We start from the raw sequence: 12,825 nt of genomic DNA, 5'->3' as shown, positions 1-12,825 counted from the left end.
GCGGGTTTCTAGCGGCTTTTCTTGGGCATCAAGACGGCCAGCGACTTGGCGAGAATGGATTTGCCGCCGGTTTGCATGCCCAGGAGAACCGCAAGAACGATGAAGGCGCCGACGAAGGCACCCTGCCAATTTGAATCGATGCCGGCCATCAGCAGAGCGTTCCTGATCACCTCCAGGAAGGCTGAACCGATGATCGCACCGAAGGCCGTGCCGGCGCCGCCCATGAGGCTGGCGCCGCCAATGACCGTCGCGGCGATCACGCGCAACTCGTACCCCTGGCCCATGGCGTTGATGGCTGAGCCGTTGTAGCCGAGGAGCAGGAGAGAGGCGAGCGAGGCGGTGAAAGCCGAGAAGACGTAGGCCTCGAATTTGATCCAGTCGACCGGAACGCCGGTGAGCCGTGCCGCGTCCTCATTGCCGCCGATGGCGAAGAGATGCCGGGCCCAGGCAGTAAAATTGAACACGAAGCCGACGATGAGGGCCAGAACCACCATGGTCCAGAATTGCGATGACAGTTCTGGTATCCAGTGCGGTGCCCAGTGCTCGGGCCCATGCAGCGGCCATCTCCACTGACCGATCGCTTTCACGATTGGAGCATCGGGCCCGAATTGGTAGAGCATTTGGTTGGCCGAGAATACGACCGCGAGCGAGCGCGCCGCGGACAGCATGCCGAGGGTGACCACGAAGGATGGCATTCCGACATAAGCGACGAAGAAACCATTGACCGCGCCGCAAGCCATACCGGCGAAAAGGCCGATGGCGAAGGCCACGTACCAGGGATAGTGCCAGGTCAGAAACAGGCCGGCGACAATGACCACAAGGCCCATGATCGAGCCGACCGACAGATCGATGCCACCAGTAATGATCACCACCGTCATGCCGAGCGCCATGATGCCGAAAGGTGCGAGGTTGCGCGTGACGTTGGCGGCGTTTTCGGAAGTCCCGAAGCTCGGTTCCATGGCAGTCATCCAGGTGACGAGTGCAATGAGCGCGATCGTCACCCAGAAGGGCTGACTTGACATCACACTTTGGAGCGCGGTCTTTTCCTTGGTGGGGACGAACTCAGACATGCCCGGTCGGCTGGTTTCCCGGGCGGACTCCCTGACACTAACTGTCTCCCGAGCACTATTCGCCACGGATGGCCCCCGTTATTAGTCCAGTGATTTCCTCCGGTGACGTCTCGCCGGCATCCTTGTCGGCAACCTTCGAACCCCGCCTGAGCACAATGATGCGATCTGAGACAGCGAAAACGTCAGGCATGCGATGGCTGATCAACATGACGCCAACCCCTTGCGCTTTGAGGCGTCGGATCAATTCAAGCACTTCCGCCACCTGACGCACCGAAATAGCGGCGGTCGGTTCGTCCATCAGCACCAGCTTGGCGTTTGAAAGCCGGGTCCGCGCGATGGCTACCGCCTGACGCTGCCCACCCGACATCTTCCTGACGAGGTCGCTCGGCCGGGTTTCCGATTTCAGTTCCTTGAACAGCGATGCCGAACGCTCGATCATCGCCTGTTTATCGAGCACCTTGATTGGCCAGAAGCCCTTCTTCATCTCGCGGCCAAGAAAGACGTTCTGCGCGGCCGTCAAATTGTCGGCGAGCGCAAGATCCTGATAGACGACTTCGATACCTTTGGCCCGCGCTTGGACGGGTTTATGGAAGTGACAAACCTCGCCGTCCACGACAATTTCGCCGTCGTTCGGCGGGAAATTCCCGGCCACCGTTTTGACTATTGTCGACTTGCCGGCACCGTTGTCCCCCATCAGCCCCACGACTTCGCCTCGCTCCACTTGGAAGCTAACGTCCGTCAGGGCCTGGATGGCCCCAAAATTCTTGGAGACGTGGCGAACCTCAAGTACCGGCATCGCGGTCCTCTCCGGACAACATTGCCAATTGTCCCGGCCATATGCAGGACAGCTAATCAGCGAAACGCTTTCAACACAATGATTTATTGGATCAGGATTTCCGGCGATCACCTTAACTGAGACGGCGGGAGAGGTTCGGCCTAGCGGATTGATTTCAGCCCATGCCGCTATTCGGATTGCGATCTCAACAAGCTTGCTCCGAGCAGAATGTCGGCTCACTTACACCTGACACTGGAAGCCGCCAGCTTCCGGCCAAAACCGGACCCACCTATCCGCTACACGAAGTGCAGCTTTGGGCCTCTAAGCGGAAGGCCGTCCCGCTCACGCGGATACGCTTGCTCGACAGTGACGAAATGACCCCATGTTCGGCATGAGGTCAAATCGATCCTCTCGTGAGGTGTACGGCCTACTGGTAGACCTTCTCAAACAATGCCGATCCGACGCGTGATCTGGCCGTTGCTTTCCCAGTATGTGTGTTTTTTGGCAATCCATGGATCATCCATGGCAGGCTGGATTTGTCCCGCCGTATCAGTGGCGCGCGAGGTGACCGAGTGCTCGCCCTTTGCCGGGTCTTTCCAGTCGAGATACCACACCTTCCAGGCGAATTCGGCTTCTTCACCATGGTCTATCGTCGCTTCAATCCATGGGCCGTCATCAACCTTCACTTCGACCTTGGCTATCGGGGCGCCCCAGGCCGCACCGCTGATCCGGTATCCGGCATCGCTACGCGTCACTCTGGCGGGCGCCGACTTCAGCAATGCACGGCCGACCGAGGTCTCGGCCCACACCGTCTCGCCATGGTGCTCTTCCTCGCGGATGGTGACGTAGTCTCGTGCCATCAATTGACTCATGAAGCGCGTATTGCGTATCTCAATGCGCTTGAGCCACTTGACGTTGGCGATGCCATACCATCCGGGAGCGATGAGCCGTACCGGTGAACCGTTGGGTTGCGGCAGGGCGGCCCCATTCATCTCGTAGCAGAGGATGTTGTTGGGATTGGTCGCATCGGCGAGCGACATGCTGCGGGCGAAATTCTGGTGCATCTTGACGTCGCGGTTATTGTCCTTGAGCGCGATGTCACCGACATCAGTGCCCCAGAAAACAACTTCGATGCCGTTTTCCTTGACCCCTGCCTCTTCAAGTATGGCGGCGAGCGGCGTGCCAGCCCAGCGGGCGTTGCCAATGCCGCCGGTAAAGAATGGAAAGCCATGATTGCCCGAACATTCCACCGTGAAAGCCACTTCTTGGCGCGGCCGCGCCTTGAGGTCGGCGAGCGACAGGCTCAGAGGCTTCTTCACCAGCCCATCGATTTCCAGCTTCCAGGCATTCACATCAATGCTTGGCCGATCAAAATGAGCGATGCTGAAGAACTTGTCATTGGGTGTCACCCAGGAATCCATATCCTCCCAGACAAGCTGGCTCTTGATGACCGCGGGAACGGGATTGGGCTGCGGCTGGTCTAGCCACGGGATCACTGTCTCACCCGCCCGGCTTGGAAAGGCGTGGGCAAACTGTGAATTGAAGACCGCCAGTGCGGCAACGGCCGCGCTGCCTTGAACGATGAATTCGCGGCGTGCAAGATGATGCATGATGGTTCCTCCTCCAGTGTGAAAAGCTGTTTTCTCCTCCAGGCATAAAAGTGACAGCGGCCGGAATCGCACAAGGGAGAGGCCGGCCGAGGCGGGCAATCTTGAGAGCGCTCGGAATGTGGCGAGCTAGAAGCGCGCCGTGTCTTAGGCGGATTCTCCCGCTCTCAGTCGCAGGCTCTATCAGGTCCCAGCCAGCGATCCGCGAACGTACGCCTTATGTGCGCTCGTGGCGAGGACAAACATAAGGATTCGCTAATTAACAAACGATGATTGCGGCCTTCCCGTCCGGGGGCGAAATGGGGTGGAAAGCGGACCGACTGCTTTGCCGCGTCGCGAAAGCTGTCGAATAATTGTGCCCGTCAAAGCGCGTGGCCACCGGCAACCTGAATGACTTGTCCTGTAACCCACGACGATGCGTCACTCAGCAGAAACATCACCGCATCGGCTATGTCGTCTGGCTTACCCAATCGACGCAATGGGATGGAGGGCAGCACTTGCTGTTCCAGCGCATCATCGATGTAGCCGGTTTGAACGGGGCCTGGAGCCACTGCGTTTACGGCAATGCCGGATGGCCCCAGTTCGATCGCCGCCGCTCTGGTCATTGCCTCCAAAGCAGCCTTGCTGGTTCCGTAAAAGACTTGGTGAGGGAAGGCGCGGGCAGCGTCGGTGCTGATATTGACAATGCGCCCTCCCGATCCCCGCCTGGACATGATGCGACGGGCGAAATCCGCCATAAGCATCGAGGGGGCGGCGAGATTGACGTCATAGTGCCGACGATAGCGCCCGAAATCCGCGTCGATCAAACTGTCAGGCAGCTCACAGACAGCAGCGTTATTTACCAGCCCGTCAAGTGCGCCGATTGCACCTTCAGCCTCGGATACAAGCGCGGCGATCTCATTGTCGACGGAGAGATCGGCCGCAACGGTAACGGCTTTACCCCCGAGCTGACGAATAGTTTCCACAACCTCAGAGGCCGCATCCTCACCAAGGACGGTATGTGCCCCTCGGGAGAACCCAGCAGAGGCAGGAAGATAGTGGATGGCGACCTTAGCACCTTGCCCGGCGAGTGCGATCGCAATCGCACGGCCGATGCCCGAATTCGCGCCAGTAACGAGATAGTTTCTGCCTGTCAGGCCGAAATGGAGTTTCATGAAATGCCTCCAGATAGACATACCGCACGAGACCGCTGCGCGTTGCGCTTCTTCGGTCCAGCAAGGACCCGATCTGCTTCAGCCCCTTCCTCTACAAGGCGCGCAACCTCGTCGAGCGCTTCTTCAATAAGGCCAAGCAGGTCCGCCGTATTGCCACCCGTTACGACAAGCTGGCCGAGAACTATCTCGCCGCCCTCAAACTCGTCTCAAATCCGCATCTGGTTACGCGGCAATGAGTCTACGCCCTGGTGGCTTTTGAGCCCTTCGCCATGCCGCCGAATGCCTCTCTCAAGTGACGACCTGGATTTCCGTCTTCACGGAATTGGCAATGAAGCACTGTTCATGCGCCGAGTGGTGCAGTTCCGATTCTGTCGCGGCGGTTGGCTTCTTCCCCGCGTAGACAATGGTTGGATTGAGGTCAACGCGGCTGACAACCAATCGTCCGTCCACCTTCTCCATCACGCCGATCGCCTTGTCGGTATAGCTCTCGATGACGATTCCCCGGGGCGCCGCGATCGAGAGAAAAGTCAACATATGGCAACTGGAAATCGCCGCGATGTAGGCCTCCTCCGGATCGACGTTGGCTTCCACTGAATAAGGAAGCGGAACGATATGCGGCGAAGCCGAGGCCGGGACCACTTGGCCTCCGTCGAAGCGCCAAACGTGTGCGCGGCTGTAGCGCTTGTCGGTAAATACTGCTCCTTCTCGCTCCCAGTGCACCTCGACGGTCATTTTCATGATTGATCCTTTGTCGGAATGGAAAGAAGCCTTGCGGTCGTCCGGGTTAAATGGCGGCGAAGATGCTGCGCAGCCGCGTCGAAATCGAGCCTCGCACAAGCGGCAACGATCGCCGCGTGTTCCTCGAAGAAATCAATTCGCTCCTGGGCGCCACGCTCTTGGTGAAGGGTTGACCGCCGGGATTCTCGCCGAAGGTCTCCGACGGTCTTAAGCAATCGAGTATTCGTGCAACCGCTGTACAGGGCGAGGTGAAACTGTTGGTCGAGCTCCAGAATCCGCGACGGATCGTATTCCGCGAATAGCTCGTCGTTGAGCCTCTCAGCCTTACGCAAGGCGAAAGGCTGAAGTCCCGGCACAGACTGCTGCAAGGCAGCGACCTCCAAAATGGCCCGAAGTTCGCAAAGTTCAGTCGCCTCCCGTTCTGAGAGGATCGCCACCGCCAGGCTTCGATCGGGTCGCCGCACGACCAGGCCACTTCCGAGCAAGCGGTCCAGGGCCTGTCTGACTGGCTGGCGGCTCACCCCGAAACGCTCGGCGATCGATTCCTGCTTGAGAACCGAGCCTGGTGCCAATTCACCTGACTCAATCTCGTCTTGCAGCTCGTTGAAAATAGACTTTGGATCCATGGATCCAAATAGTATGGTAGCTCGGAGTTGGTCAAGCGCTAATCAGCTTCAAATGCGTCGTCGCGCCCCCTTCACCCCTTCCTTTTCTCCACCTCCGCCTTCCGCAGCAGAAACCGCTGGATCTTGCCGCTCGGCGTCTTCGGCAATTCCCCGACGAAGTCGATCTCGCGGGGATAGGCGTGGGCCGAGAGGCGTTTTCTGACATGTTGCGCCAGTTCCTCGGCAAGTTCCGGGCTGCCTTGGTAGGCGGGCGCCAGGATGACGAAGGCCTTGACGATTTCGGTGCGTTGCGGGTCGGGCACGCCGACCACTGCGGCCTCGTTGACCGCGGGGTGTTCGATCAGCGCGCTTTCGACGTCGAAGGGGCCGATGCGGTAGCCTGACGAGGTGATGACGTCGTCGGCGCGGCCGATGAAGGAGACCGAGCCGTCCGGCTCGTATTCGACCGTGTCGCCGGTGCGGTAGTAGCCGCCTGAAATGGCCGGGGTTTCGGCCTGGTGGTAGCCGCCGAACCAGCCCAGCGGCGAGTTGGCGGTGTCGACGGCAAGGATGCCGGGCTGGTTGGGACCGAGTTCGTTGCCGGCGTCGTCGAGGACCACCATGCGGTAGCCCGGCATGGCGAAGCCGGCGGAGCCGGCGCGGACAGGGTGCGCGAGGCCATGGTGGTTGTTGACCATCATGCCGTTCTCGGTCTGGCCGTAATGGTCATGGATTGGCGCGGCGAGATGGGCGTCGAACCAGCGGATCACTTCCGGGTTGAGCGGCTCGCCGGCGCTGCTCACCACGCGCAGCCGGCCTTTTACACGCGCGGCCGCCTCGGGGCCTTCGGCGAGCAGCAGGCGGAAGGCGGTGGGCGAGCCGGCAAGGCTGGTGACGCCGAGCCGCTCGATGACGTCATAGGTGCTGTTGGCGGTGAAGACGCCTTCGTTGAAGGTGGTGGCGATGCCGAGCAGCAGAGGGCCGGTAATGGCGTAGTAGAGGCCGTAGGCCCAGCCGGGATCGGCGATGTTCCAGAAGATGTCGTCGGGGCGCAGGCCGATCGCATCGCGCATATAGGCGCCGAAGGCCATGAGCGCGCTGAGCGGCACCGGCACGCCCTTGGGCAGGCCCGTGGTGCCCGAGGTCGACATCATCATGAACAGGTCTTCGCCCTTGCGCATCACCGGCTCGCAGTCGGGGGAGGCGGCGGCGAGGGCGGTGCGGAAATCGATGTCGCCTTCAGCCACCGCATCGCCAGCGCCGAGGATGGCAGCGATTTGCGGAGGGTTCGCGACCTCGTCGAGCTTGCCGCGATTGGCGGGATTGGTCACCACCAGCTTAGCCGCGCTGTAGCCGAGGCGATGCTCGATCGCCTTCGGGCCGAAGGCGGTGAACAGCGGCTGGTAGACGGCGCCGATGCGCCAGGCGCCGAGGATCAGCGCCACCAGTTCGGGTATGCGCGGGAGCATGCCGGCAACGACATCGCCGGGGCCGACGCCCAACTGCTTCAGCAGAGTGCTGACACGACCCGACATGTCGGCGAGATCGTCGAAGCTGAATTCGCTGAGTTCGCCCCCGGCTGAGATGGCGCGCAGCGCCAGGCGGTTTCCGCCGGTGTGCCGGCCGCAGCATTCGACATAGGCGTTGATGCCGGTCGCGGGGTCGCCCTGCAGTCTGGCGATCTCATCCTCGATACGAAAGCCCGCAACGGCATCGTCATAGCGCGGCAAGCCGGTCTGTGTCGTGGTCATGGAAATCCTCCCTGACGGCGCTCCATGTCCCATGGCGCACTGTCGCGGCGACATTGACACCAGATGGCGCCGATGGGCAACGGCGGGTGCCAGTTCCTTTGTGTTGACGCAATTCCGGACGGAAAACCGCTACACACTTTTCCTGGAATTGCTCTTACAAGTTCGCCTCGGCGAAGATGCGTGCCGCCCAGTCGAGGAAGACGCGCAGGCGCGGCGAGAGCTGCCGGTTCTGCGGGTAGAGCGCCGACAGCGGTGTCGGCGAAGGCGGGTACTCGGCCAGCACTTCGACCAGCGTGCCGTCGGCAAGGTCCTTCTCGAAGCGATAGCGCGGCGCCTGGATGAGGCCGAGGCCGAGCCGCGCGAGGTCGGCGGCGGTGTCGGAATTGTTGGCGGCGACGCGGCCGGGCAGCCTGACCTCGCGCGTCTTGCCGGCGACGGTGAATTCGAAGGGCAGCACTTCGCCGGTGCGCGAGGAGACGAAGCCGATCGCCTGATGGCCATCCAGCGCATCGGGGGAGGCGGGCGTGCCGTGGCGAGAGAGATAGACGGGGCTGGCGCAGGTCATCTCGCGGATCACGCCAAGGCGCCGCATGATCATGCCGCTGTCGGGCGGTTCGCCGACGCGGATGACGCAGTCGACACCCTCGCGCACGAGGTCGACCAGCCGGTCGCCCTGGCCGATCTGCAGATCGATGCGGGGAAAGCGGCTTAAAAATTCCGGCAGGCGCGGCAACAGGAAGGTGCGGGTGAGCAGCGTGCTGGCGTCGATGCGCAGCAGGCCGAACGGCTCGGCATCGCGGAAGGCGGCCTCGGCATCCTCGATCTCGGCCAGGATCGACAGGCAGCGCCGGTAATAGGCCTCGCCGTCCTGCGTGGCGTTCACCTGGCGCGTCGTGCGCTCCAGCAGCCGCGCGCCAAGATGCTCTTCCAGCCGCCGGACCGCTTCCGTCGCGGTCGAGCGCGGCAGGCCGAGATCGGCGGCGGCAGCGGTGAAGCTGCGCCGCTCCAGCACGCGAACGAAGAGCCGCATCGTGTCGAGCCGATCCATGACCTTTGTTCGCAGTTTCCGAATAGTGATGTCAAGTCGCGGATGATTATCCGGAAATTGGCCTCGCCTATATCCGTCTCACCGAGAAAACGGAGAGACTTCCATGACATCTGACCAAACAAGTACGGGACAAACCAGGGCGGCGATCGTGACTGGCGCCTCCAAGGGCATCAGTGCGGCGATCGCGCGGCGGCTGGCCGGCGACGGTATCGCCGTCGTCGTCAATTATGCGCGGGGACACGCGGAGGCCGAGGCGCTGGTGCGCGCCATCGAAGCCGATGGCGGCAAGGCGATCGCCGTGCAGGCCGACATCGCCGATCCGGCCGGCATCGCCAGCCTTTTCGACGCCGGCGAGAAGGCGTTCGGCGGCATCGACATCCTTATCAACAATGCCGGCATCATGAAGCTTTCGCCGATCGCGCAGGCCGATGACGCCTTCTTCGACACCCAGGTCGCGATCAATCTCGCCGGCGTGTTCCGTGGCATGCGCGAAGGCGCAAAACGCCTTCGCGATGGCGGCCGCATCGTCAACTTCTCCAGCAGCGTCGTTGGCCTCTACCAGCCGGGTTACGGCGTCTATGCCGCCACCAAGGCGGCCGTCGAGGCGATGACGCATATCCTGGCCAAGGAGCTTGGCGCGCGCGGCATCACCGTCAACGCGGTGGCGCCCGGGCCGGTCGAGACGGCGCTGTTCACAGACGGCAAGAGCGCGGCGCAGATCGAGGCCACCGCCAAAATGATCCCGCTCGGCAGGCTCGGCCAGCCCGACGACATTGCCGGCGTGGTCTCGTTCCTGGCCGGACCGGACAGTGGCTGGGTCAATGGGCAGATCATCCGCGCCAATGGCGGCGTGATCTGAGGCGGCAGGCCGCTGCTGCCTGCCGACCTGCTCCATCCCAAAACCTGAAACCAACCTCCAGAAACAAGGACCGATCATGCCATTCGCCAACATCAAGATGCCACAGGCGGCGCTCTCCAAGGCGCAGAAGGAAGACCTCATCCATCGCACGACGGCCATGTTCGTCGACTTTTTTGGTGAAGGCGTGCGGCCCTACACGATGGTGCTGGTGGAGGAAGTCGCCGACGGCGGCTATGGCCGCGCCGACGAGGTTTTCATCGTGCCGGAAGCTTTTCGCGCCAAGGAATAGGCCTTCGAACGCGATACCCGCCATATGACGACTGGTGGCCGCGCATACCAACGTCCGCTCTCTTCGTGGGGGTATGGTGGCGGGGGGCGGGTGGGCAGCTCCTGGCTGTCCACCTGTCTCGCTTCGTTCAGGGCGGCGTCTCAAAACTGGCCCGCCGAACGGTGGCGTTTGTCACGCCGGCAGGTTCATCTGTTTTCGAAGGCTTTTGTCGAAAGCATTCGCGGGAACGAACCGTCGCAGCAGGTACAGGCGGCGCGCCTGCTTGCTGGCGGGATAGCGCAGCTTCGGCAATGTCGCGGTGGCCGCGGTGACGACCGCCTGGCCGACGATCTCGGGAGCATCGCCGGCTTCGATCGCACTGTTCCAGACCGCGGTCGCCGTTGCCCGCGCCTGATCATAGACGCTCATCATCCTGTCCGGCTTCGTCGCATTGTGATCGAGAGCGGTGCGGGTGAAAGCCGGTTCGACCAGCAGGACGCGAACACCGAAGGGGCGGACCTCATGATCCAGCGATTCGGAATAGCCCTCGACGGCATGTTTCGTGGAAGTGTAGAGCGCGCTGAACGGGCTGGGGACAAAGCCGACGACCGAGCTGATGTTGACGATCCGGCCGCTGCCCTGGCGCCGCATGATCGGCAGCACCTCGTTTGTGACGCGGATGAGACCGAAGACGTTGACGTCGAAGAGGGCCTTTGCCTGTTCGACCGACGATTCTTCCGCACCCGCGATCAGTGCATTGCCGGCATTGTTGACGAGCAGGTCGATGCGCCCGGCCTGGCTTATCACCTCCGACACCATGCGTGCGACGGAGTCCGCATCGGTCACGTCGCAGCTCAGCATGGTGATCCCGGCTGGCGACCCGGCTGCGGCTTTCCGGCTCGTGCCGAAGACGCGGTAGCCGGCCGACAGAAGGGCCTTGGCCGTTGCAAGCCCGATACCGCCGGCTGCCCCGGTGACGACGGCGACGCCGCGATTTTTGGTACTCATTTCAATATCCTTCGAGATGCATGGTCATGGCGCTTGTGCTGACGCACGGGTCAGCCGCGCACGCTCAGGTGAAGCATGGGGTGATGTTCGTAATGGCCGGCGCCATTCCTCACGATGGGATCTTGCGCGGTTATCGCCTGGATGTCCTGGTCGTCGGCGATCCGGTAGAGCGACAGGCCATAGCCGCCGCCTGGATCCATCACCGGACCATGGGCGACGATCAGTCCGCGATCGAGCAGCTCGTCCAGAAAGGCGCCATGCTGCTTCATCCATTCCCGCTCGTCGCCGGTCATGGTCGCGAGAAAGTCGGCGCGGGGCGGGATGTACTTGCACAGATAGAACTTCATTTGGGAACTCCAGCGGCGCGAGGTCCGGCCGTCACCTTCACTTTTCGGTGGAACGGCTTCGCGGGATCAGATACTATCAAATTAGTAGTAAGTCACTATCAAAATGGTATCGACGTGAAGAATCTTTCCAACCAGCCCTGTTTGATCGCCCGCAGCCTCGGCTCGGTGGGCGACACGTGGAGCATGCTGATCATGCGCGACGCCCATGCGGGGCTCAGCCGTTTCGACGAATTTCGCAAGAACCTCGGCATTGCCCCGACGATGCTGGCCAGCCGGCTGGCAACCCTGACGGAGGAAGGATTGCTGGAGAAACGGCGATATTCAGAGCGGCCGCCACGCGATGAATATGTGCTGACCCAGGCGGGTCAGGATTTGCTTCCCGTGCTGTTTTCGCTCGCCGCATGGGGGGCAAGGCACCGCGGCGGCGGCGATTTCACCCGGTTCTTCGACGCCGAGACAGGAACCGAAATCGACCCGGTCAGCATCGATCGCGGGACCGGAGCGCCGATCGGCAGCCGTCCCATCCAGATCGTGATGCCCAAGCGGCCTGACGAGCCGTCGGACTGACTGGCTGCGCAGCCTCCGCTCCGAACGGACGGCGATATCTCGCCGGCAAGAGAGGGAAGGTGAGCGTTCGGATCAGCCGCTCTTCTTCGCGCCGACCCAGTCGACCGCGATCTCGGCGAACAGCCAGTCGCGGAAGGCCCTGATCTTCTTCTGGCGCAGCGCGCCTTCGGGATAGACGACGTAGTAGCTGGCCGCTGATTTCAACGCGAGGTCGAAGGGCCGGACCAGCCGGCCTGCCGCGAGATCGGCCGAAACCAGCGCGCTGCGGCCGAGCAGCACGCCTTCGCCATGCACCGCGGCCTCGACGGCGAAGGTGGCGGAATCGAAGCGCACGCCGCGCTTGGGGTCGATGCCTTCGACGCCGGCCTGTTCAAGCCATGTCGCCCAGTCGATGCGAAAGGCGTCGTGGATCAGCTTGTGATGCCTCAAATCCCCGGGCTGCCGCAGCGGATGGTCGCCTTCCAGGAGTTCGGGACTGCAGACGGGGAAGACCTCTTCATCGGCGAGGAATTCCGCCGTCACCCCGGTATAGCCGCCACGGCCGTAGCGGATGGATATGTCGATGCCGTCGCTGACGAAATCGGCCAGCACGCCCGAGGTCGCCAGCCGCACGTCGATGTCGGGATTGGCGCGATGAAAGCGGTGCAGCCTCGGCACCAGCCAGCGGCCGGCGAAACCGTCCGACGTGCTGACGTTGAGGATGCGGGTCGAGCGGTCGGGCGTGGCGGCGATGGTGGCGGCGGCGATCTGGTCGAGCGCCTTGCCGACCTCCGCCGCATAGGCCGCGCCGACAGCGGTGAGGCGCACGGAGCGTGTGCCGCGATCAAAGAGCTGGATGCCCAGCCTGTCCTCGATGTTGCGGATGGCGCGGCTGACCGCGCCATGGGTGAGGTTGAGCTCTTCGGCGGCCTTGGAGAAACTCAAATGTCTCGCGGCCGCGTCGAAGGCGGGCAAAGCGGTGAGGGGCGGCAATCTGCGCGGCATGGTTCGACCTGTGAGCGTTGCTCACAAATCCTGCACAAAGAGTC

14 protein-coding genes and 1 pseudogene are annotated in these 12,825 nt (G+C 62.3%); 4 read left to right on the top strand and 11 right to left on the bottom strand.

Features of this window, described 5'->3' with window-relative positions; translation table 11 throughout:
- Positions 1–8: 8 nt before the first annotated feature.
- From O7B34_RS18440 to O7B34_RS18425, 4 genes are all read right to left on the bottom strand, one after another.
- The gene (locus O7B34_RS18440; RefSeq protein WP_337147381.1) at positions 9–1,070 is read right to left on the bottom strand and encodes an ABC transporter permease; all 1,062 of its coding nucleotides are present in this window, start codon (positions 1,068–1,070) and stop codon (positions 9–11) included.
- 55 nt (positions 1,071–1,125) lie between these two features.
- Positions 1,126–1,866, bottom strand: coding sequence for an ATP-binding cassette domain-containing protein (locus O7B34_RS18435; RefSeq protein ID WP_337140217.1), 741 nt, complete (start codon positions 1,864–1,866; stop codon positions 1,126–1,128).
- Between the two features lie 422 nt (positions 1,867–2,288).
- Positions 2,289–3,455, bottom strand: a complete 1,167-nt coding sequence (locus O7B34_RS18430; protein ID WP_337140109.1) for a sulfite oxidase — start codon at positions 3,453–3,455, stop codon at positions 2,289–2,291.
- Positions 3,456–3,814: 359 nt separating this feature from the next.
- Positions 3,815–4,606: an SDR family NAD(P)-dependent oxidoreductase gene (locus tag O7B34_RS18425; protein ID WP_337147380.1), complete on the bottom strand. Its 792-nt coding sequence runs from the start codon at positions 4,604–4,606 to the stop codon at positions 3,815–3,817.
- Between the two features lie 74 nt (positions 4,607–4,680).
- Here O7B34_RS18425 and O7B34_RS18420 point away from each other — a divergent pair.
- Positions 4,681–4,815, top strand: a pseudogene (locus O7B34_RS18420) (IS5/IS1182 family transposase); the annotation flags it as partial.
- Between the two features lie 79 nt (positions 4,816–4,894).
- Here the strand turns inward: O7B34_RS18420 and O7B34_RS18415 are convergent.
- The 4 genes from O7B34_RS18415 to O7B34_RS18400 all read right to left on the bottom strand — a co-directional run bounded on the left by O7B34_RS18415 (position 4,895) and on the right by O7B34_RS18400 (position 8,748).
- Positions 4,895–5,344 carry an OsmC family protein gene (locus tag O7B34_RS18415; RefSeq protein WP_337147379.1) on the bottom strand — a complete coding sequence of 150 codons (450 nt, stop codon included), beginning with the start codon at positions 5,342–5,344 and terminating at the stop codon, positions 4,895–4,897.
- Entirely contained in the window at positions 5,341–5,970 is a 630-nt protein-coding gene (locus O7B34_RS18410) for a GntR family transcriptional regulator (RefSeq protein ID WP_337147377.1), read from the bottom strand. The genes O7B34_RS18415 and O7B34_RS18410 overlap by 4 nt, the downstream gene beginning before the upstream one ends.
- A gap of 71 nt (positions 5,971–6,041) precedes the next feature.
- A complete protein-coding gene (locus O7B34_RS18405) occupies positions 6,042–7,700 on the bottom strand; it encodes an acyl-CoA synthetase (RefSeq protein ID WP_337147376.1) in 1,659 nt (552 codons plus the stop codon).
- 154 nt (positions 7,701–7,854) lie between these two features.
- Complete coding sequence (locus O7B34_RS18400; protein ID WP_337147375.1) at positions 7,855–8,748, bottom strand: LysR family transcriptional regulator; 894 nt, start codon at positions 8,746–8,748, stop codon at positions 7,855–7,857.
- A 103-nt stretch (positions 8,749–8,851) separates the two neighbouring features.
- Here O7B34_RS18400 and O7B34_RS18395 point away from each other — a divergent pair, with 103 nt between their 5' ends.
- Both O7B34_RS18395 and O7B34_RS18390 read left to right on the top strand, forming a co-directional pair.
- Positions 8,852–9,607 carry an SDR family oxidoreductase gene (locus tag O7B34_RS18395; protein ID WP_337147373.1) on the top strand — a complete coding sequence of 252 codons (756 nt, stop codon included), beginning with the start codon at positions 8,852–8,854 and terminating at the stop codon, positions 9,605–9,607.
- A 76-nt stretch (positions 9,608–9,683) separates the two neighbouring features.
- The gene (locus tag O7B34_RS18390) at positions 9,684–9,896 is read left to right on the top strand and encodes a tautomerase family protein (RefSeq protein WP_027144271.1); all 213 of its coding nucleotides are present in this window, start codon (positions 9,684–9,686) and stop codon (positions 9,894–9,896) included.
- Positions 9,897–10,067: 171 nt separating this feature from the next.
- Here the strand turns inward: O7B34_RS18390 and O7B34_RS18385 are convergent, their stop codons facing one another.
- Together O7B34_RS18385 and O7B34_RS18380 are read right to left on the bottom strand one after the other, a co-directional pair.
- On the bottom strand, positions 10,068–10,883 hold the full coding sequence (locus tag O7B34_RS18385; RefSeq protein WP_337147372.1) for an oxidoreductase: 816 nt from the start codon (positions 10,881–10,883) through the stop codon (positions 10,068–10,070).
- Positions 10,884–10,933: 50 nt separating this feature from the next.
- Complete coding sequence (locus tag O7B34_RS18380) at positions 10,934–11,230, bottom strand: YciI family protein (RefSeq protein ID WP_337147371.1); 297 nt, start codon at positions 11,228–11,230, stop codon at positions 10,934–10,936.
- A 114-nt stretch (positions 11,231–11,344) separates the two neighbouring features.
- Here O7B34_RS18380 and O7B34_RS18375 point away from each other — a divergent pair, with 114 nt between their 5' ends.
- The gene (locus O7B34_RS18375; RefSeq protein ID WP_337147370.1) at positions 11,345–11,797 is read left to right on the top strand and encodes a winged helix-turn-helix transcriptional regulator; all 453 of its coding nucleotides are present in this window, start codon (positions 11,345–11,347) and stop codon (positions 11,795–11,797) included.
- Positions 11,798–11,869: 72 nt separating this feature from the next.
- On the opposite strand, the gene O7B34_RS18370 is transcribed toward O7B34_RS18375, so the two are convergent.
- A complete protein-coding gene (locus O7B34_RS18370) occupies positions 11,870–12,781 on the bottom strand; it encodes a transcriptional regulator GcvA (RefSeq protein WP_337140119.1) in 912 nt (303 codons plus the stop codon).
- Between the last annotated feature and the right edge of the window lie 44 nt (positions 12,782–12,825).

This window comes from Mesorhizobium sp. Cs1299R1N3 (assembly GCF_037179625.1).
Taxonomy (GTDB): Bacteria; Pseudomonadota; Alphaproteobacteria; order Rhizobiales; family Rhizobiaceae; genus Mesorhizobium; species Mesorhizobium salmacidum.
This window is presented reverse-complemented; position numbering and strand designations above follow the sequence as displayed.

Bases quoted from the DNA above. Each gene is read 5' to 3' on its own strand.
- O7B34_RS18395 (WP_337147373.1), top strand. From the start codon at position 8,852: ATGACATCTGACCAAACAAGTACGGGACAAACCAGGGCGGCGATCGTG.
- O7B34_RS18430 (WP_337140109.1), bottom strand. From the start codon at position 3,455: ATGCATCATCTTGCACGCCGCGAATTCATCGTTCAAGGCAGCGCGGCC.
- O7B34_RS18425 (WP_337147380.1), bottom strand. From the start codon at position 4,606: ATGAAACTCCATTTCGGCCTGACAGGCAGAAACTATCTCGTTACTGGC.
- O7B34_RS18385 (WP_337147372.1), bottom strand. From the start codon at position 10,883: ATGAGTACCAAAAATCGCGGCGTCGCCGTCGTCACCGGGGCAGCCGGC.
- O7B34_RS18390 (WP_027144271.1), top strand. From the start codon at position 9,684: ATGCCATTCGCCAACATCAAGATGCCACAGGCGGCGCTCTCCAAGGCG.
- O7B34_RS18370 (WP_337140119.1), bottom strand. From the start codon at position 12,781: ATGCCGCGCAGATTGCCGCCCCTCACCGCTTTGCCCGCCTTCGACGCG.
- O7B34_RS18380 (WP_337147371.1), bottom strand. From the start codon at position 11,230: ATGAAGTTCTATCTGTGCAAGTACATCCCGCCCCGCGCCGACTTTCTC.
- O7B34_RS18415 (WP_337147379.1), bottom strand. From the start codon at position 5,344: ATGAAAATGACCGTCGAGGTGCACTGGGAGCGAGAAGGAGCAGTATTT.
- O7B34_RS18440 (WP_337147381.1), bottom strand. From the start codon at position 1,070: ATGTCTGAGTTCGTCCCCACCAAGGAAAAGACCGCGCTCCAAAGTGTG.
- O7B34_RS18410 (WP_337147377.1), bottom strand. From the start codon at position 5,970: ATGGATCCAAAGTCTATTTTCAACGAGCTGCAAGACGAGATTGAGTCA.
- O7B34_RS18400 (WP_337147375.1), bottom strand. From the start codon at position 8,748: ATGGATCGGCTCGACACGATGCGGCTCTTCGTTCGCGTGCTGGAGCGG.
- O7B34_RS18435 (WP_337140217.1), bottom strand. From the start codon at position 1,866: ATGCCGGTACTTGAGGTTCGCCACGTCTCCAAGAATTTTGGGGCCATC.
- O7B34_RS18405 (WP_337147376.1), bottom strand. From the start codon at position 7,700: ATGACCACGACACAGACCGGCTTGCCGCGCTATGACGATGCCGTTGCG.